This is a genomic window from Paenalcaligenes sp. Me131 (genome assembly GCF_050487225.1).
In the GTDB taxonomy this organism is placed as follows: domain Bacteria; phylum Pseudomonadota; class Gammaproteobacteria; order Burkholderiales; family Burkholderiaceae_B; genus Paenalcaligenes.
Genome location: NZ_JBKQGY010000002.1, coordinates 209,035 through 228,977 on the forward strand (window position 1 = coordinate 209,035; position 19,943 = coordinate 228,977).

The window sequence follows — 19,943 nt, forward strand, 5'->3', positions numbered from 1 at the left end:
ATGAATTCAAAAATGATCACGCCAAGGCGTACGAGCAACCAACGCTGCATACACGCGGTACGCCCCTGCACGCCGGCATAATTGTGCGGCATGCTGAAGTGTACTGCCGGTGGTGAGTACATCGTCAACTACTAATACCGTGCTGTTTACTGGCAACGTCACACATCGCCAAGCGGGCGCTTTAGCCCCTAAGCGCTGCTGACGAGTACGCTGCTTTTGCGCAGCAGTAGCCTGGGTGTCCACACTGTACAGCCCACCCACCAGATACGGTTGCCGTAATCGCTTTGCCACTACCTTAGCGACTTCAGCGGCAGGATTAAAACCTCTACGAATCAACGCAGCTCTAGAGGATGGCACCGACAACACCAACATCTGCTCAGGCCTAGTAATCCACTGCCCTACTATTTGCTGATACAGCGCATCGGCCATTACTGCCGCTAACCAGTGCTGCTGACGAGCCTTATAGGCTTGTATCAGCAGTTCAGCCGCATCGTGGTAGTCCCATGCCACAAACACCTGATCAACAGCCAGAGGACGCGCTGAGCAGTCTCTACAGCCTCCTGTGGCAGGCAACTGCACCCAACAACGCTCGCAGCGTCTGCCCTGCTGACGTTGCTGTGCTAGCTCGTGTAAACACGTTTGGCACACACCGTAGCGCCAAGCCCTCTGCTCACACACCAAACAAGGTCTTGGAATCTGTATAACCTGACAGAGTGGTTGTAAAAGGTCGCCTAAGCGAAATGCATGCGCCATAATAGTGTCTTGCCCTAACCAAACTTATACTCTAGCGGCCTCGTATGGCTGGCAGGGTTCTATCGCGCAATCATGTCACACCCTCTTCCTCTTAGCCTACAACACGTACAACAACAATTTGACCGCCGTGCACCCTTAGATGCACCGCAATTTTTGTACGGTGAAATTGCCCAACGCATGTTGGCAAGGCTAGGCTATGTACGCCTAGATGTACAAACTGTGCTGGATGCTGGATGCGGAGCCGGACACGCGATAGACCCATTACGTTCGCGTTACCCTGACATGCTCTATACCGGCGTTGATATCAGCCCGCGCTTGCTAGAGGTGGCCAAAGAACGGCACACCCATCGCCCTGGCTTATGGGAACGCCTGCGCAATAAACCAGGTACAAACAACAACTTTGTGTTGGCTGACATGGCCAATACACAGTTGCCTCCTGAAAGCCAAAATCTGGTGTGGTCTAACCTGTCATTGCAATGGCAGCCCGATCCACAAAAAGTATTCCAAGAATGGCGACGTATCTTGGCGCCCAATGGCTTAGTGATGTTCTCCGCACCGGGTCCCGGTACGTTCCTAGAACTGCGTAATGCCATGGAAGCCGCCAATGCTCAAACCCAAACCTTGGCATTTGTGGACATGCATGACTATGGGGATCAACTGCTGCAAAATGGCTTTACTGATCCGGTGATGGATCAAGAAGTCATCACCCTGACCTACCAATCTGCAGAGAAACTACTGCAAGACGTGTATGTGCTGGGTGGTAACGCCAGCACCTTGCGCAGAAAAGGTCTACCAGGCAAAGCGTGGTACAAGCGCTTGGTGGATGCACTCAATGCTCAGCGCCATATGGATGGCACCATTCATTTGAGTTTAGAGATTGCCTACGGGCATGCATGGCGCGCAACAACGTTGCGTGATGCACAAAGTGGTGAAGTGCGTATTCCTATTTCCAGCATTAGCCGCAAGCGCAACTGACTCATAGAATCACACGTACATAACCGCGCCACTCCTTATTGGACTGGCGCGGTTGATTTATTCTGCTTAGCTTACTGGTTATTGTGGCTACGACGGCGAGCCGACGCGTCAATACCCAGTTGCTTCAGCTTACGGTACAAGTGAGTACGTTCTAACCCTGTACGCTCTGACACACGTGTCATGCTGTAATTTTCACGGGCCAGATGGTATTCGAAGTAAATACGTTCGAACTCATCACGTGCTTCACGCAAAGGCAGCTCTAGCGAAATGCTGCCCAAGTGCGAACCACCTTGCTCACCTTGTATGGCTGAAGCAGGTGCTTGCATACGGTTCTGGGCATTAGCTACCACACCCACATCAGCACTTGCCGCTGGCACCCCACCAACGCGTGGTGCAGCAGCCATAGCTGGTACTTTGGGTGGCACAACTACCCGTTCTAAACCGGAGGCCACAGTTTGCAATAGCTTTTGCATAGTGATGGGTTTTTCTAGGAAATCCACCGCCCCTATACGTGTAGCTTCTAGCGCTGTGTCAACGGTGGCATGACCACTCATCATGACTACAGGCATGTCTAGCAAACCTTGTGATGCCCATTCTTTCAATAGGCTAACGCCATCCGTGTCCGGCATCCAGATATCCAGAAGTACCAGATCAGGCCGTGCCCTTAAGCGGGCAGCACGCGCCTGCGCGGCATTTTCTGCGACTTCCACCGTATGCCCCTCGTCATACAGAATCTCAGACAAGAGTTCACGGATTCCGATTTCATCATCAACTACCAGAATTCTGGCCATAAACCGTCCCTACGAGCTTTTTACGCTATTATCATTACCTTCAACAGAATCAGCTACTACTTTTGATCCTGCCAAGCGGGCCAAGAGGATGGTGATGCGTGCGCCCCCTTCACGTTGATTCGTCACGCTTATCTTACCGCCATGTTCCTCTATGATCTTTTTCACAATGGCTAGCCCCAAACCAGTACCTGTCGCCTTTGTTGTTACGTAGGGTTCAAATACTCGAGCCAACAATTGTTCATCAAAACCTGGGCCATTATCCGCCACCACCAATCGTACCCCATGTATGCCCTGTTCTGCATCATGAATGGTACAGGAGGTTTTCACTGTGATGATTCCCTCGCTAGGCTCGCGCCCTTGAGTGGCCGCATACACAGCATTGGCCAACAGATTATGAATCACTTGACGTAACTGTGTTGGATCACCTTCTACGGCGGGCACCCCCGCTCCTAGCGATACTTCCCAGTTTACACGTCCGCTGTTTTCTGCAGAAGCACTTTCCGGATCCCATCCGTACAAAGTCAGTACTTCATGCAGTAACGCATTTATATCCAATTCTTGCATCTGCGCTTGTGGCACCCGAGCATACTCTCGGAAGTCGTCCACCATCTGCTTTAACGAGCCCACCTGGTTCACAATGGTGGTGGTAGCTCGTTTCAGCATCGCTGCATCCGTCTCATCCAGCTTCGATTCTAGCTTCAGAGCCAAACGCTCCGCCGATAACTGTATGGGCGTCAGTGGGTTTTTAATTTCGTGCGCCAAGCGTCGTGCTACCTCTCCCCACGCTACTAGACGGTTCGCCGAGATAATATCACTGATATCGTCAAACACCACTAAATAGCCGCTTGAGTCTCGTCCAATCCTAAGCTCCATACCTCTTGCTAGCAAAGTAATAATAACAGCACGCATATCATGCCTACTGCCAAAGCTTAATTCAAATTGTTGCTGCCAATATTCACGAGCCCCTACGGCTGAATGTTCGGCAAATGCGTTACGTAGTTGGTTAGCAAAACCATTGTCATCGGTGACGTGCTCTAGGGGTTTGCCTTTCACTAAACTCAAATCTGCACGCAAAATATTCTGTGCAGCTTGGTTAAACATGGTCACACAGAACGCATCATCAAACACCAAAACGCCAGACGACAAACTGCTTAACACCGATTCTAGATACAAGTTGGAACGTTCTAGTTGCTGTCTATTACGTTCTACTGTACGTCTGGCATCATCCAATTGTCGGGTCATCGTATTAAACGATCGTGTCAGTTGCCCTACTTCGTCTTTATCCGAGTTCTCAGGTAGCGGACGATAATCCCCCACCCCTACGGCTTGCGTACCTGCCGCCAGTGCCAGCAAGGGTCGCACCAACCGACGAGAAATCGCAATCGCTGCAGCCATAGCGGCAAACACCGCCAAAATCAACGCCAACGTTAAGATGATGCCATATAACTTGCGCAAGCCTTGGCGCGACAACGCTAGCTCTTGATAATCCCTATACCCTTCTTCTACCAACATAGCATGTCGCGCAATGTTTTCAGGCACGGCCTCGGTCACTTGCAGCCAACGCTTATCACTAGGCTGCGTAAACTGACCTAGGTAACTGTTGCTACTATCTAGCGGGATCACCACTCGCAAACGCAGGCCAGTAGAACCTACGCCTTGACTGTCGTCTAGCTCGGCTGAGGCATACTCTTTAGCCACCCGCAAATAGTTCTGCACGTTTTGCTTGGGGATCTCGGGCAGCGACATATCAAAACGCGTGGACGAATACGCAATCAATCTGCCAGCACTGGTGAAAATCATGGCATCACCAATGTTGGTGCGTTCACGCAAACTGTTTAGCACCAAGCCTGGATCAACATGGCTTTCATTCAGCATGACAGCTAGGCTTGCGGCCCGCTTTTTTAAATCGCTTAAACGCGCATCTAACGCGGCCCTACCTAAATCCAGCCCCGATTCCAAGGCTCGGTCTACACGCACGTTAAACCACGACTCAATAGAACGTGACATGAACTGCACGGACAACACGTAGATCAACGTGCCCGGCAATATACCTATTAACGTGAAATACAAGGCGAAGCGCGCTGTCATTCTCGCGCCAAATTGCCGCTTTTTTACTTGCTTGAATAACCGTCCGCCTAACAGCACCACCCAAAAAATCAGGGCAACCGCCAAGATGCCGTTTAACATCAACAGCACGTCGTAGTATTCGTTATAGCGTGAGGCGTTAGCGGTAGACCACACCAATAAGCCCAGCAACGCCACTGCACTTACCGCAGCGATGATCAGGGCTATACGCAGCACCCAGCGAATTACGGCTGGTGCTCGGCGTCGGAAATCGAAAAAGTGAAGTTTTTCCATGGGGTGGACAACGTCCAAGCGCGGCGATTCATCGCATCCACTTGGAAGGGCCTAGTCAATAAAGAGGTATCCAGACGCAAACGTAAACGCCCGTACAGTTCGGTGTTTTTATCAAAATCACTTACTGGTGCCACAGCCCAGCCTCGTATATGACGTAATGAGTCCAAGGCTTCGTTTAGGCTGCTTTCCGGCAATAATAGCTCCCCCGAGCCCACACGCCACTGTCTGGTTAACGCATTGTAGGTGACCCGCCAAGTTTGATTGGCATCCACTATTGTTTTATCGAACCACCACCAGCGTGTGCTACGTATCTCCACATCTACGGTGAAGTACAGGGGAATCCCTTTATAGACTACGTCCTGAAGCTCAGGACTTAGCTCAAAATCCACATCGGCGTCTATGTATAGACGACCATCTCGTATAACAGGCTCTACCCGTATCACTTCTTCGGTAGTGCCCTGTTGCCCCGTGTCCACCACGGTGGTCATCGTAGGCGTGTTGTCTGTTACCGCATCAGCAACCCGTAAACCTTGAGCAGAACCAACAGGCACCACAAGACACAAAGCTAATGCTAGCCCTGCCTTGCGTACAAACCGGTTGAAAGATCTACCCGCTCTCATGGTCGACGTTTATGCCTCTTTACGCAATAACTGATAGAAGAACCCATCACCACATGGTTGCCCGTTTTCTACAGGCTGTGGCAATACTTGCCCTGGACTAGGCAACGCAACGGCATCAGCATGCCTAGCCAAAAATGCTTTGCTTTGCTCAATACCCTCTTGAGGGAAGATAGAGCAAGTGACATACAGCATATACCCACCAGGTTTTAATGTCAGCCATAAAGCATCCGCAATGGTTGCCTGCAAAGCCGCTGTCGCCGCTACGTCTTGAGGGCGACGCAACCAACGTATATCAGGGTGACGACGCACAATACCCGATGCAGTACATGGCACATCAGCCAAAATCGCATCAAAAGGGGTACCGTCCCACCATTGTTCTACAGTAGCTGCATCAGCGGCTTGTATCGTGACCTGATCAGAATCCAAGCCCAATCGTTGTAAGTTTTGTGGCACACGCTGCAATCGCGTGGCATCGGCATCTAAGGCCACCAGCGAAATATCAGCACGCTCTAACAAATGGGCTGTTTTACCCCCAGGGGCCGCACACGCATCCAGCACATGCATGCCGTCTGTTACCGGTAACAACGCTCCTGCTTGCTGAGCCGCATAATCTTGTACTGACCACCACCCTTGCTCAAAACCGGGTAACTGCTGCACAGGCAGCGCCTCGGCCAGCACCACGGCCTCGCCACCCGGTGTCCAGCACGCAATACCTGCCTCTTCAAACAGCGCTTGCAGTCGAGCAACAGAGCAACGGCGCTGGTTCACACGTAACGTTAACGGACCGGGACGGTTTGAATGCTGCAAGATGGCTTCCCACTGCTGCGGATAGGCCTTTTTGATTTGTTTGATCCACCAATTGGGGAAATTCCAACGGGCCTCTGGATGACTATTGGCCTCAGCCAGTAGCTCGGTGCGTTCACGCAAATAGCGGCGCAACACGGCATTAATCAAGGCTTTATACACACGCAACAACCTGTGATCAGCAGCGGCTTGCACGGCTTGATTCACTACAGTATGTGGGGCATAAACAGGAACTTCTGGCTGATCAGCGAAAGCGTCTTCGTTTTCTTGTACTTCGGCAGCGCTATCTAGCACAGCCAATGACACCAGCAACAACGCTTCGGTTAACCCTGATGGCGCTTTACGGCTAACCAGTTGGCTAAGCAACTGCTTCGCCAAGCCCAAACGTCGCAAACTGTGAAAGCTCACGGCCTGAGCCGCTGCACGTACCGTTGCGGGCGTTTGCGTTAAGCATTCGGTGAGTGATTTCCCTGCCAAAACTCCTTGCACGAGCTGGGCGCTGGCCAGCAATACAGTAGATAGAGAAGGAGTAGTAGAAGACATGGCAAAAAAATACTAAAAAAACAGCCTGCCCTTTTAGAGTTGGGCACAAGAAACTGTAACATCTTTTGTGTAGTGCCATACAGCTTTTATACAGTTGGTGCTACGATCGTAGTTTGGTCCAATCTGGGAAGCGTGGCATGACACAATACAAACTTGATGATAACAGCCCTGACGTACATGACAGTGCCTATGTGGCCGAAGAAGCCGTATTGATCGCCAAGGTGCAGCTTGATGCCCACACCAGCGTCTGGTCGGGTGCTATTTTGCGTGGTGACAACGAGCTTATACACATAGGCACGGGCTCGAATGTACAAGAAGGAGCCGTGCTGCACACAGACCCCGGTTACCCGCTCACTATTGGTACTAACGTCACCATTGGCCACCAAGCCATGCTTCACGGCTGTACGGTCGAAGATGGCTGTTTAATCGGCATTCAAGCCGTCGTCTTAAATGGTGCTGTCATTGGTAAAAATAGCCTTGTAGGGGCTGGAGCCTTAGTCACCGAAGGCAAGACCTTCCCAGAACGATCCCTAATTATTGGTTCTCCGGCTAAAGCCGTACGTACGCTCAGTGACGAAGAAGTCGCTAACCTACAGCGCAATGCCAAGACCTACCAAGAACGTTCCGCACACTACAAAACCGCCTTACAGAAACTATGAAGCCTTACATCCTTGTGACGGGTGGTACCGGTTTTATCGGTAGCCACACCACAGTTGCCCTGCTACAAGCTGGCTATAACGTACTGATACTTGATAACCTCAGCAACAGCTCGGCTTCAGTGCTGGATGCCATAGAAGAAATCGCCACTATCCGCCCTGACTTTGTGCAAGGTGATATACGCGATGCTGCGCTGCTCAACGATCTGCTCACACGCTACCGTATACAAGCGGTTATGCACTTTGCTGGGCTTAAAGCCGTCGGTGAGTCGGTACAGTTCCCACTACGTTATTACGACAATAACGTACACGGCTCCGTACAACTGCTGCAAGCCCTGCAAGACGCTAATGTGCGTACCTTTATTTTCTCTTCCTCGGCAACGGTCTATGGTGACCCCCAGTTCTTGCCCTTAACTGAAGACCACCCGCTATCCAGCACCAACCCCTATGGTCATAGCAAGCTGATGGTGGAAGAGATTTTACAAAATCTTTATAAAAGCGAAGAAGGCTGGAAAATTGCCTGCTTACGCTACTTCAACCCTGTAGGCGCACACCCAAGTGGCCTAATCGGTGAAGCCCCTCAAGGAATACCCAACAACCTCATGCCGTATGTGGCTCAAGTAGCCATTGGCGACAGACCGCACCTGAGCGTATTTGGCGATGACTATGACACACCAGATGGCACAGGAGTACGTGACTACATTCACGTAATGGACTTGGCTGATGGTCACTTAGCCGCATTGAAATACTGCTTAGACAATGACAGCGAGTTGCTGGCCGTTAACTTGGGTACAGGCACAGGCTATTCGGTGCTGGATATGATCTCGGCTTTTGAACATAGTAGCCAACGTCGTATCGCTTACCAGATTGCTCCTCGCCGCCCTGGGGATATTGCTTCGTGCTGGGCAGACACTACCTTAGCCAGAAAAAAACTAGGCTGGACAGCGTCGTCCGGTATTCAACAAATGTGTGATGATGCGTGGCGCTGGCAGTGTCATGCCGCTTCTGAAAACAGCTGATATTTTGCGACGGAGCAAAGCATTCATTGCGCACGCTGGGGGACTGCAGGAAAGCTTTTTGTGATTTGAGACACCAAATCAAAAAAGTTTCCTCTCCGTCCCCCGACGGCTCTAGCATCTAATAGGTTTACAGCCCTTTTTACTGTAGCGCTGCAATAAAGACTTCTAGTAGCGACATGCGTTCTTATCTGTCATGTCACAGAAAATGAAATACCTAGCAGCAACCACCAAAACAAAAACCTAGGCAAGCGACGACGGAAAGGCGGATGGAAGTATTTTTTTATTTGGTTTACAAATTAAAAAGTATTTTCGCAGCCTTAGGCTACAGCAGACAGTGGTTGATCAGTAGGCTCTTAAGCCTCTCTCCGCATGGACCTCACGCCATCAAGAATCAGCAGCAAAATGGCCGTCCACACACACCCGTACGTGATCCATTGCATATTTTCAATGCGCTCACCCAGCAGCAAGGCCACCACGACCAACAAGGCAGGCTCAACGTAAGCCAGCAGCCCAAATAGCCCCAGTGGTAAACGGTGATTAGCCAACACCATCAAGCCCAACGACTTGGCACTCAAAACACCCAAGCCCAAAATCAACCACAACAAGGTGGCAGTAAAGGTGCCGTCAGGTAAGGCTTTACTAGTTTCTACGATGAACCATGCAGCCACAGGTGCGCTTAACAGCAAATCAAACCACATCCCCCCTAAGTTGCTGGTTTTGAGGATGCGACGCAAAGCAAAGTAAAACGGATAGCCTAATGCCACCATAAAGGCGGGCCACGATACTTGCGGCGCAAACAAAAGCTCATTGGCTACCCCTACGCCGGCAATAGCACACACTATTTTCTGCAGCGTGGTGATGCGCTCTTTAAATACTAATCTGCCGGTTAGCACCAAGGTAAGAGGCAACAAGAAATAGCCCAGCGACACATCTAAGGCATAGCCGTTTACGGGTGCCCATAAAAACAGCCACAACTGCACTCCCACCAAGAAGGACGAGACAGGCAACGCCAGCCACAGCCAGGGTTCATGCTTTAACCGTTTCCAAATAGCAGTCACGTCTTTGGCTTGGCGTGTCACGATCAGAAAAAGTGTCAGGCAAGGGATGGTAAGCAAAATACGCCAACCGTAGATTTGTATGCCGTTTAACGGTGCTAACAAGGTGGAATAGTAGTAGAGCACCCCGAAGAGCACAGAGGACGAAATAGAGAAAATAACGCCCGCTACAGAAGCTGAATTATGGGTACTCACACCACACACCTTGTTGAACAGTTATTCATATGTAAAGCAATTGATTATGGTGCTCCACTCAGAGCCATGCAAGCCAGATGCCAGAATGCCACAGCCTCAACAACACACCACGCATTAGCCCTTAACAATCACACAGCGCCCCAAGTACACGTAGTCTGCCTACGCCGTCGCAACAACAACAACAACAACAACAACAACAACAACAACAACAACAACAACAACAACACGTACCAGCACTCAGGCACAAAAAAACCTGCCCGCCTAAGCGAGCAGGTTTTTAATCACACAGTGATAGAGGCTTAAATACCGCCCATCAACATGTATTTAACAGTCATGTAGTCGTCCAGACCGTAGAAGGAACCTTCACGACCTACGCCAGACTGTTTCACGCCACCGAATGGAGCTGCTTCGTTGGACAGGATGCCGGAGTTAATACCGATCATGCCGTATTCCAAACCTTCAGCAACGCGCCATACACGGCTCAAATCGCGGCTGTAGAAGTAAGCTGCCAAACCGTAGATCGTGTTGTTCGCCAGAGCGATCACTTCTTCGTCTGTTTTGAAGCGGAACAATGGTGCCAAAGGACCAAATGTTTCTTCGCCAGCAACGATCATGTCTGCTGTAGCGTTAGCAACAACGGTAGGTTGGAAGAACAGACCGCCTTTCTCGTCGGACTCACCACCAGTCAACACTTTACCGCCTTTGGATACGGCGTCAGCAATGTGTTCACGGATTTTATCTACTGCGCTTTGCTCGATCAGCGGACCTTGAGTCACGCCGTCGTCCATCCCGTTACCTACTTTCAGTTTTTTCACTGCGGCAACGAATTTCTCAGCAAACGCGTCGTACACGCTGTCGTGTACGTAGAAGCGGTTTGCACATACGCAAGTTTGTCCGGTGTTACGGTATTTGCTGGCCATCGCGCCTTCAACAGCAGCGTCCAGATCCGCATCTTCAAATACGATGAAAGGGGCGTTACCACCCAATTCCAACGATACTTTTTTGATCTGCTCAGCACTTTGCTTCATCAGCAAACGGCCGATTTCTGTGGAACCAGTGAAGCTCAGTTTGTGCACAGTTGGGTTGGAGGTCATTTCGCCACCGATAGCGGAAGCAGAACCCGTCAACACAGAGAACACACCAGCAGGCACACCCGCTTCTTCAGCCAACACAGCCAACGCAAATGCGGAGTACGGTGTTTGTGTAGCAGGTTTCACAACGATAGAGCAACCAGCAGCCAACGCAGCAGCCACTTTACGTGTGATCATGGAGGATGGGAAGTTCCAAGGAGTAATCGCTGCACATACACCGATTGGCTCTTTAGTTACCACGATACGACGGTCGCCAGCTGGGCCAGGGATTACATCACCGTAAGCACGTTTGGCTTCTTCACCGTACCATTCCAAGTAGGAAGCACCGTAAGCAATCTCACCACGAGACTCAGCAATAGGCTTACCTTGCTCGATGGTCATGATTGTTGCCAGGTCTTCTTGGTTTTGCATAACCAAGTCAAACCATTTACGCAGAATGTTTGCACGCGCTTTAGCAGGTTTAGCACGCCACAATTTGAACGCTTCAGCAGCGCTCTCGATTGCGCGACGTGTCTCAGCAGCACCCATTTTAGGGATAGTGCCGATAACTTCAGCGGTTGCGGGGTTTTGCACTTCCAGTGTCTCACCGGAATCAGCGTTTACCCACTGGCCATTAATATACGCTTGCTGCTTAAACAGCTCAGGACGCGTCAGTTTCATTTGTGTACTCCACGAGCAAAAATCAATTTCATTATTTACTACCACCTACCCCTAGCTACATTGCATGTAACTGGCGGATTGAGCAACTGGCCTACATTGATACACCAGAATAGGCAAATAACCTAGAGCCATTGGCTCAACGATTCACAGTGCCATTCCCAAGTACCTGATATTTCTATCTATGCGTTGCAGGCCTTACAACGCTGCTTTGATCAATTCTGCCAACTGTGCAAAAGCAGGACGAATGTCATCTTCATTTTCTACCGCTGCGTAGCCAAAAAGCAAGCCGGGCGATTTACGTTCACTCGAGTAGTAGCGCGTTAAAGGTCGCACCCAAATACCCGCTTCGTGGGCGGCTTTGGTAATGGCCTCATCGTCAGTGCCTTCTGGTAAATGCATCACCAGGTGCAAGCCTGCCTCTTGGTTAGACAAGGGCCATTGCGGGCCAAAATGCTCGCTAATGGCATCACGTAAGATCGTTTGGCGTCGTGCATACACCGCCTTCATTTTGCGGATGTGTGCAGCGTAATGCCCCTCTGCAATGAAGTCAGCCAAAACAGCTTGCTCCATCAACCTACCTTCACGGTACAACTCAGACAGCGCTACCGATGCCGCCCTAGCAATAGCTTTGGGCAACACCATGAACCCCATACGCATACTGGGGAACAAGGTTTTGGAAAACGTGCCTAGATAAATCACTCGATCGTAACTATCTAGCCCTTGCAAGGAAGCAATAGGACGTCCACCAAAACGGAACTCACTGTCGTAATCGTCTTCAATAACCCATGCGCCGCACTGGTTCGCATATTCCAGCAACATACGGCGTCTGGCCAAGCTCATCACATTGCCCAGCGGGTACTGGTGCGAGGGCGTCACAAAGATGAACTTAGGCACGTCTTGCTGCATTTGCTCAGGCGTCGGGCTCATGCCCTCTTCGTCCACATTGATGGAACGCAAATCTATGCCTGCCGACGTCAGCACGGTACTGGCCCCCCAATAACCGGGGTTTTCCATCCATGCCAAACAATCTTTGTCGCCTAGCAATTTGGCAATTAAATCCAGCGACTGGTGAATACCAGAGGTAATCACCACTTGCTCGGGATCGCACTGCACTGAACGCGCCAAGCGTAAATGTTCGCTCAAGGCTCTACGTAACGGCTTATACCCAGCGCCGTGCGCATAGGTCATTAACGATGGAATGGGCTCACGCCAATAGCGGCGCTGCAAACGCATCCATACTTTGCTGGGAAACATCGTGACATCCGGCACACCCGGAATAAATGGCCCCCACTGATGGCGTGATGCTTGCGCGGTACTTACTAATTCAGAACCACGCTCAGACAACAGCCCATCACCCGTCACTGGCTGCACCAGTTCGGCGTCTAAGGGCATGACCTGCCCCACCATCACAGGGACTGTGTCGGACACGAAGGTGCCACTACCCGTGATCGTAATCACATACCCTTCGGCATTTAACTGTTCATACGCCGCAATAATGGTGTTACGGGACAAGCCCATGTCTCGGGCCAAAACACGGCTAGCGGGTAGCTTAGTACCCGCACGCAGATCACCCTGCAAAATTAGTGCGCTAAACGCCTCGTAGACCTGACGGGATAACGGCTTCCCGCTATCGCGCTCTAGACGTTGTAAAAGCAACTCATGCAATACGCTTGCGATCATTTTTCTGTCTCATCACACATACGCTTTTGGGGACAGGCATCACCTATGGAAAATACTGTGCACCTTTTTTGGTGATTTTCCATTAAACTGGTCTTGTGGCCTGACCACCTGAATACTAAACCTAAACACCCCTATCAGGGAACGCGTTGACTCGGAATAGAAACGCTTTTTACCTGTAATGGTTGAAGGTTATAAAAATCATACCACCCTAAATGGCCCCATGACTGAATGCAAAACGCTTTTTTCTTCAGCACCATGGCCATGATGTAGAAAGTGATTACCAACCAAAGGACAGTCTATGAACCAGCAACGACCAGCAGCCCGCCCTACCGTACAAATTGACAACGATTTCACTCGCGTCACCGAATGGTACTTCGAGCCCGGAGCCCAAACCGGCTGGCACGGCCACGACATGGACTATGTAGTAGTACCAATGACTACCGGCACTCTGCAGTTGGAACTTCCTGACGGTACTCGTCATAGCAATGCTCTCACGCAGGGTCAAAGTTATTGCCGGCAAGCCGGTGTGCAACACAACGTTATTAATCCTGGTCCCGAGCCCTTTGTATTCGTAGAGATCGAGTTCAAACGCTAGGCATCATCGTTTTTTTTGCAGCAAGGAAAATCTCATGACCGACATCACCTCCCTAAACATCAACGGCGAACGCCTCTGGCAATCGTTGATGGAACTGGCCAAAATTGGCGCCACACCCAAAGGCGGTAACTGCCGTTTGGCGTTGACGGCGCTGGATGGTCAGGCCCGCGACATGGTTTGCGGCTGGATGCGTGAGGCGGGGATGACCATTACCGTTGACCAAGTGGGTAACATTTTTGGTCGACGCCCTGGCCGTAACCCAAGCCTCCCTCCCGTTGCCACTGGCAGCCACATCGACACTCAGCCCACTGGCGGCAAGTTCGATGGCTGCTTTGGTGTCATGGCTGGCTTGGAAGTCATGCGCACCTTGCACGAGAACAACATCGAAACTGAAGCGCCTATGGAGTTGATCATCTGGACCAACGAAGAAGGCACACGCTTCGTACCCGTGATGATGGGTTCCGGTGCGTTCTGCGAAGTATTCCCTATTGAAACCGCACTGGATGCTGTGGATCTGGATGGCAAATCAGTACGTGAAGAACTGAAAAACATCGGCTACGACGGCGACTACCCTGTGCCCGGCCACGCTTTTGGCAGCTACATCGAAGCGCACATTGAGCAAGGCCCTGTATTGGAAGCGAACGACAACGTGATCGGTGTGGTTACAGGCTCGTTGGGTCTGCGCTGGTACGACGTCGCGGTAACAGGTATGGAAGCTCATGCTGGCCCTACCCCTATGGAATTGCGTAAAGACGCGTTGTACTCCGCCTCTTACATTGTTCAAGGTGTGATTGATATCGCCCGCGAATACGCCCCTCAAGGCCGCGGTACCGTTGGCGTGCTGGATGTATACCCCTCTTCCCGTAACGTGATCCCTGGCAAAGTCAGCTTCAGCGTTGACCTGCGTCACGAAGACAGCGCGTTGCTGGACGAAATGGAAGCACGTTTCCGCAAACTGTGCGCCGACGTTGCCCAAGGTGAGCACACAGGCTACACCACCGATATCGCTATCACTGATATCCAGCAGTTCCCACCTACCCCCTTTGCACCTCACCTGATCAACAGCGTGCGTGCACAAGCTGAGGCTCGTGGTTACTCTCACCAAGATATCGTGACTGGCGCTGGCCACGATGCGGTGTTCGTTGCAAGCAAACACCCCACATCCATGATCTTCATCCCTTGCAAAGACGGGATCAGCCACAACGAAATTGAAGACGCCAAACCCGAACACGTAGCCATCGGTGCCAACGTGTTGCTGGGCGCCATGCTGGAGCAGGCTAAAGTCTGCTAATTATTCGGGCTGCCCACACGGCAGCCCTTTTTGCTCTACGGAAGTGATACATGACTACACCCCTCACCTTGCAGGACTGGGAACAACGGGCAGCCCAGTTGTCGTTCCGCAGCCAAGCCATCATTGATGGTAAAGCCTACCAAGGCAATGGCGACGTTCTGGACATTGTTAACCCTGCTAGCGGCCAAGTGTTGGCCCAAGTTGCCTCCTGCAACGAAGCGGATATTGATGTAGCCGTTCAATCTGCTCGCCGCGCCTTTAAATCTGGCGTTTGGCGCAACATGCCACGCGTAAAGCGCAAAGAAATTCTGCAACGCTTGGCGCAACTGATTCGTGAGAATCTGGACGATATCGCGCTGTTGGAAACGCTGAACATGGGTAAGCCCATCAGCGAAACCACGCAATTTGATATCCCAGAATCCGCCACCGCTTACGCGTGGTACGGCGAACTCATCGACAAACAATACGATGAAATAGCTCCTACTGATAACAATGCGCTGGCCACCATCACACGTCACCCCTTGGGTGTAGTGGCTGCCGTGGTGCCCTGGAACTTCCCACTGATGATGTCATCGTGGAAAGTGGCTCCTGCACTAGCAGCAGGCAACAGCGTTATCTTGAAACCTGCCGACGCCACACCGCTGACCGCTATTCGTTTGGGTGAGTTGGCGCTGGAAGCCGGTTTGCCTCCAGGCGTGTTGAACATTGTGCCTGGTACAGGCCCTGGTGCGGGTCAAGCATTGGGCTTGCACCCAGACGTAGACTGCCTGACCTTTACCGGTTCCACCATGACCGGCAAACGCTTTATGCAGTACTCAGGCCAGTCCAATCTGAAACAAATCTGGTTGGAGTGCGGTGGTAAATCTCCACACATCGTGTTTGATGACTGCCCAGATTTGGACAAAGCGGCGCTGATGGCTGCGGTTGGCATTTTCAACAACCAAGGCGAAGTATGTATTGCAGGTTCACGCCTGTACGTACAACGTGGCATCTACGAAAGCTTCAAAGAGAAGCTGATTGCTCACGCCAAAACCATGCAGCCGGGTAATCCTTTGGACCCCAACACGGCGATGGGCGCTATGGTGACACAGCAGCACATGGGCACCGTGATGAACTACATCGCGTCTGGCTGCGAACAAGCCACGCTGCTCACAGGCGGCCAGCAAGTTCGTACCGAAACTGGTGGTTACTACATTGAACCCACCATTTTCGAAGTGCCTTCACAAGATGTACGCATCATTCGTGAGGAAATCTTTGGACCTGTGTTAGCAGTAACGGTGTTCGATACGGAAGAAGAAGTGCTGCACATGGCTAACGACCACGAGTTCGGCTTAGGTGCCGGCCTGTGGACCAGCAACATCAGCCGCGCGCACCGCATGGGCCGCGAGTTGGAAGCTGGCTTGGTCTGGGTGAACTGCTACTTCAATGGCAATATTGCGATGCCATTTGGCGGTGTGAAACAGTCCGGCTTTGGTCGTGACAAGTCCATACACGCGATAGACAAATACACCAGCTTGAAATCCACATGGATTGATCTGACGGTGTAAGTAGTACACACGCTTTCGTGCGAGCATTCTTGCACGAAAGCGTGCCCTTCCAAGGCCTATTCTGCGCCTCTACAGCACGTTTTGATGTGTGCTGGCAACACATCCTTCCTACGTTCCACTTATCGTCCTAGCAGCGCCTCACCAATCTGAGAAAATGTTGTACTTGCTGCACCCACACGGCTAAGAAACGAAGCCCCGCTCATTATCTACACCTACAAAAATAAGTGGTAGAGGCATGCCCTCTAGCACTGTTATCGCCTCTCTATTCCCCCTCTACCCAGGCTCTTTATATACCACACCTCGCCACATCACCGACCGCAGAGGCACGGCCTCACAGAGCCCCAACCTACGGAGAGATAGCTCTGCGACGAGGCATAAAGCCGCCCCCTTCCCCCACAAAGAAAAAGCCCGAACCTGCTTTCACAGATTCGGGCCGTTCCTAGGTGCTCAACAGCTTTTAGCCGTAGTGTGGCAAGGTTCATCGCTCTTCGGCGAGTGGCTGCACCTTAAGCTACAGACTCGGGCAATGCCAAAGCCTGATCTGTCACGATCTGCAAAAGAGCAGGTCGTTTTTCTTCTAGAATTGCTTTGAAGGCAGCTTCTACAGCCGCTTCAATTTGGGAGTCATCGGTAATACGCGCACCGTATGCACCAAAGGCTTGCGCCAACAATTCGCAATTAGGATTCTTCAACTGTGTACCCGACACACGGCCTGGGTAATGCTGCTCTTGGTGCAGACGGATAGTGCCGTACTCTTGGTTATCCATCATGACTACCAAAATAGGTGCACCGTAGGTCACGGCAGTAGACAGCTCGGCTTCGTTCATGAAGAACTCACCGTCACCGGCAATCACTACCGATACACGCTCAGGCGATTGCAGCGAGGCCACAATACCAGCGGGTACGCTGTAACCCATTGCACCGTTACGGGCACTCAATTGGCTAGGGAACACGTTAGTAGGCAAGTAGCGCTGTGCCCAAATGCAGTGGTTACCAGCACCAAAGCTGTACACCGCATCCTCAGGCAAGCGTTTAACAATAGCTTCCATCAGCGCTGTCATGTGGGCTGTACCAGGTGCAGTACGTGGCAGCTCTGTTGGGAAACGGGAGTATTCGCGCTGTACTGCGTGGCAACGATCAAACCATGCTTGACGTTGTTCTGCACCAGGCAATTCCAGTGTCTCTACCGTACGCGCAAACACTTTAGGGTTTGCCAAAATGTGGTGCGTCATGGAACCGCTGCGACCACGCAAGCTGGTGTCCAAATTCACTTGGTACGTAATAGCGGAGGTATCTTGACGCAATGTGTAGCCATCAGTGGATACGTCGCCAGGAACTACCCCTACAGCAACCAGCACGTCGGACTCTGTGTACAACGCAGCAGTTGCGTCATCACGGCCATAACCCAAGTAACCGGCATGCGCTGGTGAGTTAAACGGAATACGATCTGCAGCACGCCAATCGTGCAGCACAGGAATACGGTTTTGCTCAGCAAAGTGTGTCAATTGACGGGACGCTTCGCTATCCCAGTTCTGACCACCTACAAACAGCAATGGTTTTTTAGCGGATGCCAATGCTGCTGTCAGTGCTGCCAACTCATCTTGGCCTACAGCACCTTGCGCCACGGGCAATACAGGTTGCAACTCACGTGTGAACTCTTCACGGATGATGTCTTCAGGCAAACCAACTACCACTGGGCCTGGACGACCTTCCATCGCGGCGAAGAATGCTTCCGCCACAACTTCAGAAGCACGTTCCGCGCTATCCAAGACAAACACACGTTTGCACTGTGAGCCAAACCACGCTTTAGGATCAAATTCTTGGAAAGACTCGCGCTCGCGGTCTGCCACGGGGATCAAGCCCACGAACAATACCATTGGCACGCCATCTTGCCATGCAGTGTGAATACCAGTGAACGCCTGAGCGGCACCTGGACCACGTGTCACCATGGCCACACCTGGTTTACCAGTGAACTTACCGTAGGCATCAGCCATGTAAGCCGCAGCGGCTTCGTGACGGCACACCACACTCTGGATATTGGTGTCATACAGACCATCCAGCACAGCCAGATAGCTTTCGCCTGGCACTACAAACACCCTATCAACTCCGTGAAGGGCCAAGCTCTCGGCGATAGCTCTACCAGCGTGTAGTTTATTGCTCATTTCCATTCCCTATAACAATGATGGCTACCACTGTTCATCCGGTATGCCATTCCATATTCTTACAAGCGGCCTAGTGGCCTGACCACCTAAATTACAATCATAGCAGGTTTGTTTGCTTCAACGTATAAAAAAAGCCAGACAATTCTGCTAAAACCCCAGCACAATGGGGCTTGTGCAGCCTGCACCCACGCCAAAGGTGACTACAAGCTGCGATTTGTACTGCTTTAGAGGTCAGGCCAGTTAGGCGCCTCTACTATCCTGCTCGTATGCCGCAAACAACGCCGCACGTTTTACAACACGTCTAGCCGTAGCAGCAACCGGACCATCTACCCACAACGCGTCCGGCGTAGAAGCATCTTGGCTGGCCGCTTTGGCAAGCACCGCTTCGGCTTCTGCGACCTCAGCAGCAGAGGGTGAGAAATACTCATGCACCACTGGTGTTTGACGCGCATTGACTACACACTTCGCTTGCAAGCCTACGCTACGTGCCCACGTAAGGTCTGCTTTGAAAGCGTCTTCATTTTTGAAGTTAAAGGGGCAATCAATGGCTAATACACCAGCCGCACGACATTCGACCACAAAGCGTTGACGAATGGCATATAGCGCCGTGCCAGTAGCACTACGTTCCAACCACAAGTCGGCACTAAGATCTTCAGCAGCCAGCAAGCAAGCCGATACACGTGGTGAGGCACGCAATACTGGCGTGCAGTTCACCAATGCCAATGCGGATTCCAAGGTAGGAATGATTTCCGTTTGGCCTGCATTCAGGCCGCACTTCACTTCCCACTCGGTAATCGCGGCATCCAAGGCAGCAATCTGCTCGGCATGCTCTGAATGTGGCAACAAAATGGCTTGCGGTGCTGCTGCCATGATGCCGGCCAAATCGTCGTGCCCGTCTTCTTCCAGTTTATTAATACGCACTGCGGCAACCTTGCCCGCCGCTTTGCAAGCGGCGAACAGATCATGCAGACGTTGGCGTGCTACCGGTCTATCTTCTGGACGAGTGAACTCTTCCAGATCCGCCACCACCACATCAGCCATGCCTTCTACAGCAGCTTGATGTGCGGCTTGGTCCATACCTGGCACAAACTGCCAGGAACGACGCAATGCAGGCGGACGACGTAACAATGAGAACGCTTGTGTCATGC

16 protein-coding genes are annotated in these 19,943 nt (G+C 51.6%); 6 read left to right on the forward strand and 10 right to left on the reverse strand.

Annotated features, from left to right (window positions below; genetic code table 11):
* Positions 1–6: 6 nt before the first annotated feature.
* On the reverse strand, positions 7–753 hold the full coding sequence (locus tag ACLPHM_RS09160) for a ComF family protein (protein ID WP_430220933.1): 747 nt from the start codon (positions 751–753) through the stop codon (positions 7–9).
* Positions 754–825: 72 nt separating this feature from the next.
* Here ACLPHM_RS09160 and ACLPHM_RS09165 point away from each other — a divergent pair, with 72 nt between their 5' ends.
* Positions 826–1,728: a methyltransferase domain-containing protein gene (locus tag ACLPHM_RS09165; protein ID WP_430220934.1), complete on the forward strand. Its 903-nt coding sequence runs from the start codon at positions 826–828 to the stop codon at positions 1,726–1,728.
* A 71-nt stretch (positions 1,729–1,799) separates the two neighbouring features.
* Here the strand turns inward: ACLPHM_RS09165 and ACLPHM_RS09170 are convergent, their stop codons facing one another.
* From ACLPHM_RS09170 to rsmB, 4 genes are all read right to left on the reverse strand, one after another.
* Positions 1,800–2,519, reverse strand: a complete 720-nt coding sequence (locus ACLPHM_RS09170; protein ID WP_430220935.1) for a response regulator — start codon at positions 2,517–2,519, stop codon at positions 1,800–1,802.
* Between the two features lie 9 nt (positions 2,520–2,528).
* The gene (locus ACLPHM_RS09175; RefSeq protein WP_430221387.1) at positions 2,529–4,829 is read right to left on the reverse strand and encodes a sensor histidine kinase; all 2,301 of its coding nucleotides are present in this window, start codon (positions 4,827–4,829) and stop codon (positions 2,529–2,531) included.
* Positions 4,829–5,428: a DUF4390 domain-containing protein gene (locus ACLPHM_RS09180; protein WP_430220936.1), complete on the reverse strand. Its 600-nt coding sequence runs from the start codon at positions 5,426–5,428 to the stop codon at positions 4,829–4,831. The genes ACLPHM_RS09175 and ACLPHM_RS09180 overlap by 1 nt, the downstream gene beginning before the upstream one ends.
* Positions 5,429–5,506: 78 nt before the next feature.
* Positions 5,507–6,844 carry a 16S rRNA (cytosine(967)-C(5))-methyltransferase RsmB gene (gene rsmB / locus ACLPHM_RS09185; RefSeq protein ID WP_430220937.1) on the reverse strand — a complete coding sequence of 446 codons (1,338 nt, stop codon included), beginning with the start codon at positions 6,842–6,844 and terminating at the stop codon, positions 5,507–5,509.
* Positions 6,845–6,981: 137 nt separating this feature from the next.
* Between rsmB and ACLPHM_RS09190 the strand changes: the two genes are divergently transcribed.
* Both ACLPHM_RS09190 and galE read left to right on the forward strand, forming a co-directional pair.
* Positions 6,982–7,503, forward strand: coding sequence for a gamma carbonic anhydrase family protein (locus ACLPHM_RS09190; protein WP_430220938.1), 522 nt, complete (start codon positions 6,982–6,984; stop codon positions 7,501–7,503).
* Positions 7,500–8,519, forward strand: a complete 1,020-nt coding sequence (gene galE / locus ACLPHM_RS09195) for a UDP-glucose 4-epimerase GalE (protein ID WP_430220939.1) — start codon at positions 7,500–7,502, stop codon at positions 8,517–8,519. Before ACLPHM_RS09190 ends, galE begins: the two co-directional genes overlap by 4 nt.
* Before the next feature lie 353 nt (positions 8,520–8,872).
* On the opposite strand, the gene rarD is transcribed toward galE, so the two are convergent.
* The 3 genes from rarD to pdxR form a co-directional block, all read right to left on the reverse strand.
* Positions 8,873–9,769: an EamA family transporter RarD gene (gene rarD / locus ACLPHM_RS09200; RefSeq protein ID WP_430220940.1), complete on the reverse strand. Its 897-nt coding sequence runs from the start codon at positions 9,767–9,769 to the stop codon at positions 8,873–8,875.
* Positions 9,770–10,068: 299 nt separating this feature from the next.
* Positions 10,069–11,520: an NAD-dependent succinate-semialdehyde dehydrogenase gene (locus tag ACLPHM_RS09205; protein WP_135861805.1), complete on the reverse strand. Its 1,452-nt coding sequence runs from the start codon at positions 11,518–11,520 to the stop codon at positions 10,069–10,071.
* A 195-nt stretch (positions 11,521–11,715) separates the two neighbouring features.
* A complete protein-coding gene (pdxR, locus tag ACLPHM_RS09210; protein ID WP_430220941.1) occupies positions 11,716–13,200 on the reverse strand; it encodes a MocR-like pyridoxine biosynthesis transcription factor PdxR in 1,485 nt (494 codons plus the stop codon).
* A 298-nt stretch (positions 13,201–13,498) separates the two neighbouring features.
* Here pdxR and ACLPHM_RS09215 point away from each other — a divergent pair, with 298 nt between their 5' ends.
* Genes ACLPHM_RS09215 through ACLPHM_RS09225 form a run of 3 tightly spaced genes read left to right on the forward strand, consistent with a single transcriptional unit; the run spans position 13,499 to position 16,633 of the window.
* A complete protein-coding gene (locus tag ACLPHM_RS09215; RefSeq protein ID WP_430220942.1) occupies positions 13,499–13,795 on the forward strand; it encodes a cupin domain-containing protein in 297 nt (98 codons plus the stop codon).
* A gap of 34 nt (positions 13,796–13,829) precedes the next feature.
* On the forward strand, positions 13,830–15,086 hold the full coding sequence (locus ACLPHM_RS09220) for a Zn-dependent hydrolase (protein ID WP_430220943.1): 1,257 nt from the start codon (positions 13,830–13,832) through the stop codon (positions 15,084–15,086).
* 50 nt (positions 15,087–15,136) lie between these two features.
* Positions 15,137–16,633 (forward strand): aldehyde dehydrogenase, encoded by a 1,497-nt coding sequence (locus ACLPHM_RS09225; RefSeq protein ID WP_430220944.1) that lies wholly within the window; start codon positions 15,137–15,139, stop codon positions 16,631–16,633.
* A 506-nt stretch (positions 16,634–17,139) separates the two neighbouring features.
* Here the strand turns inward: ACLPHM_RS09225 and ACLPHM_RS09230 are convergent.
* Positions 17,140–18,795 carry a thiamine pyrophosphate-binding protein gene (locus ACLPHM_RS09230; RefSeq protein WP_430220945.1) on the reverse strand — a complete coding sequence of 552 codons (1,656 nt, stop codon included), beginning with the start codon at positions 18,793–18,795 and terminating at the stop codon, positions 17,140–17,142.
* Positions 18,796–19,035: 240 nt separating this feature from the next.
* The gene (locus tag ACLPHM_RS09235; RefSeq protein ID WP_430220946.1) at positions 19,036–19,941 is read right to left on the reverse strand and encodes an HpcH/HpaI aldolase/citrate lyase family protein; all 906 of its coding nucleotides are present in this window, start codon (positions 19,939–19,941) and stop codon (positions 19,036–19,038) included.
* Positions 19,942–19,943 lie beyond the last annotated feature (2 nt).

Bases quoted from the DNA above. Each gene is read 5' to 3' on its own strand.
- ACLPHM_RS09160 (WP_430220933.1), bottom strand. From the start codon at position 753: ATGGCGCATGCATTTCGCTTAGGCGACCTTTTACAACCACTCTGTCAG.
- ACLPHM_RS09165 (WP_430220934.1), top strand. From the start codon at position 826: ATGTCACACCCTCTTCCTCTTAGCCTACAACACGTACAACAACAATTT.
- ACLPHM_RS09170 (WP_430220935.1), bottom strand. From the start codon at position 2,519: ATGGCCAGAATTCTGGTAGTTGATGATGAAATCGGAATCCGTGAACTC.
- rsmB (WP_430220937.1), bottom strand. From the start codon at position 6,844: ATGTCTTCTACTACTCCTTCTCTATCTACTGTATTGCTGGCCAGCGCC.
- ACLPHM_RS09190 (WP_430220938.1), top strand. From the start codon at position 6,982: ATGACACAATACAAACTTGATGATAACAGCCCTGACGTACATGACAGT.
- galE (WP_430220939.1), top strand. From the start codon at position 7,500: ATGAAGCCTTACATCCTTGTGACGGGTGGTACCGGTTTTATCGGTAGC.
- ACLPHM_RS09205 (WP_135861805.1), bottom strand. From the start codon at position 11,520: ATGAAACTGACGCGTCCTGAGCTGTTTAAGCAGCAAGCGTATATTAAT.
- pdxR (WP_430220941.1), bottom strand. From the start codon at position 13,200: ATGATCGCAAGCGTATTGCATGAGTTGCTTTTACAACGTCTAGAGCGC.
- ACLPHM_RS09215 (WP_430220942.1), top strand. From the start codon at position 13,499: ATGAACCAGCAACGACCAGCAGCCCGCCCTACCGTACAAATTGACAAC.
- ACLPHM_RS09220 (WP_430220943.1), top strand. From the start codon at position 13,830: ATGACCGACATCACCTCCCTAAACATCAACGGCGAACGCCTCTGGCAA.
- ACLPHM_RS09225 (WP_430220944.1), top strand. From the start codon at position 15,137: ATGACTACACCCCTCACCTTGCAGGACTGGGAACAACGGGCAGCCCAG.
- ACLPHM_RS09230 (WP_430220945.1), bottom strand. From the start codon at position 18,795: ATGAGCAATAAACTACACGCTGGTAGAGCTATCGCCGAGAGCTTGGCC.
- ACLPHM_RS09235 (WP_430220946.1), bottom strand. From the start codon at position 19,941: ATGACACAAGCGTTCTCATTGTTACGTCGTCCGCCTGCATTGCGTCGT.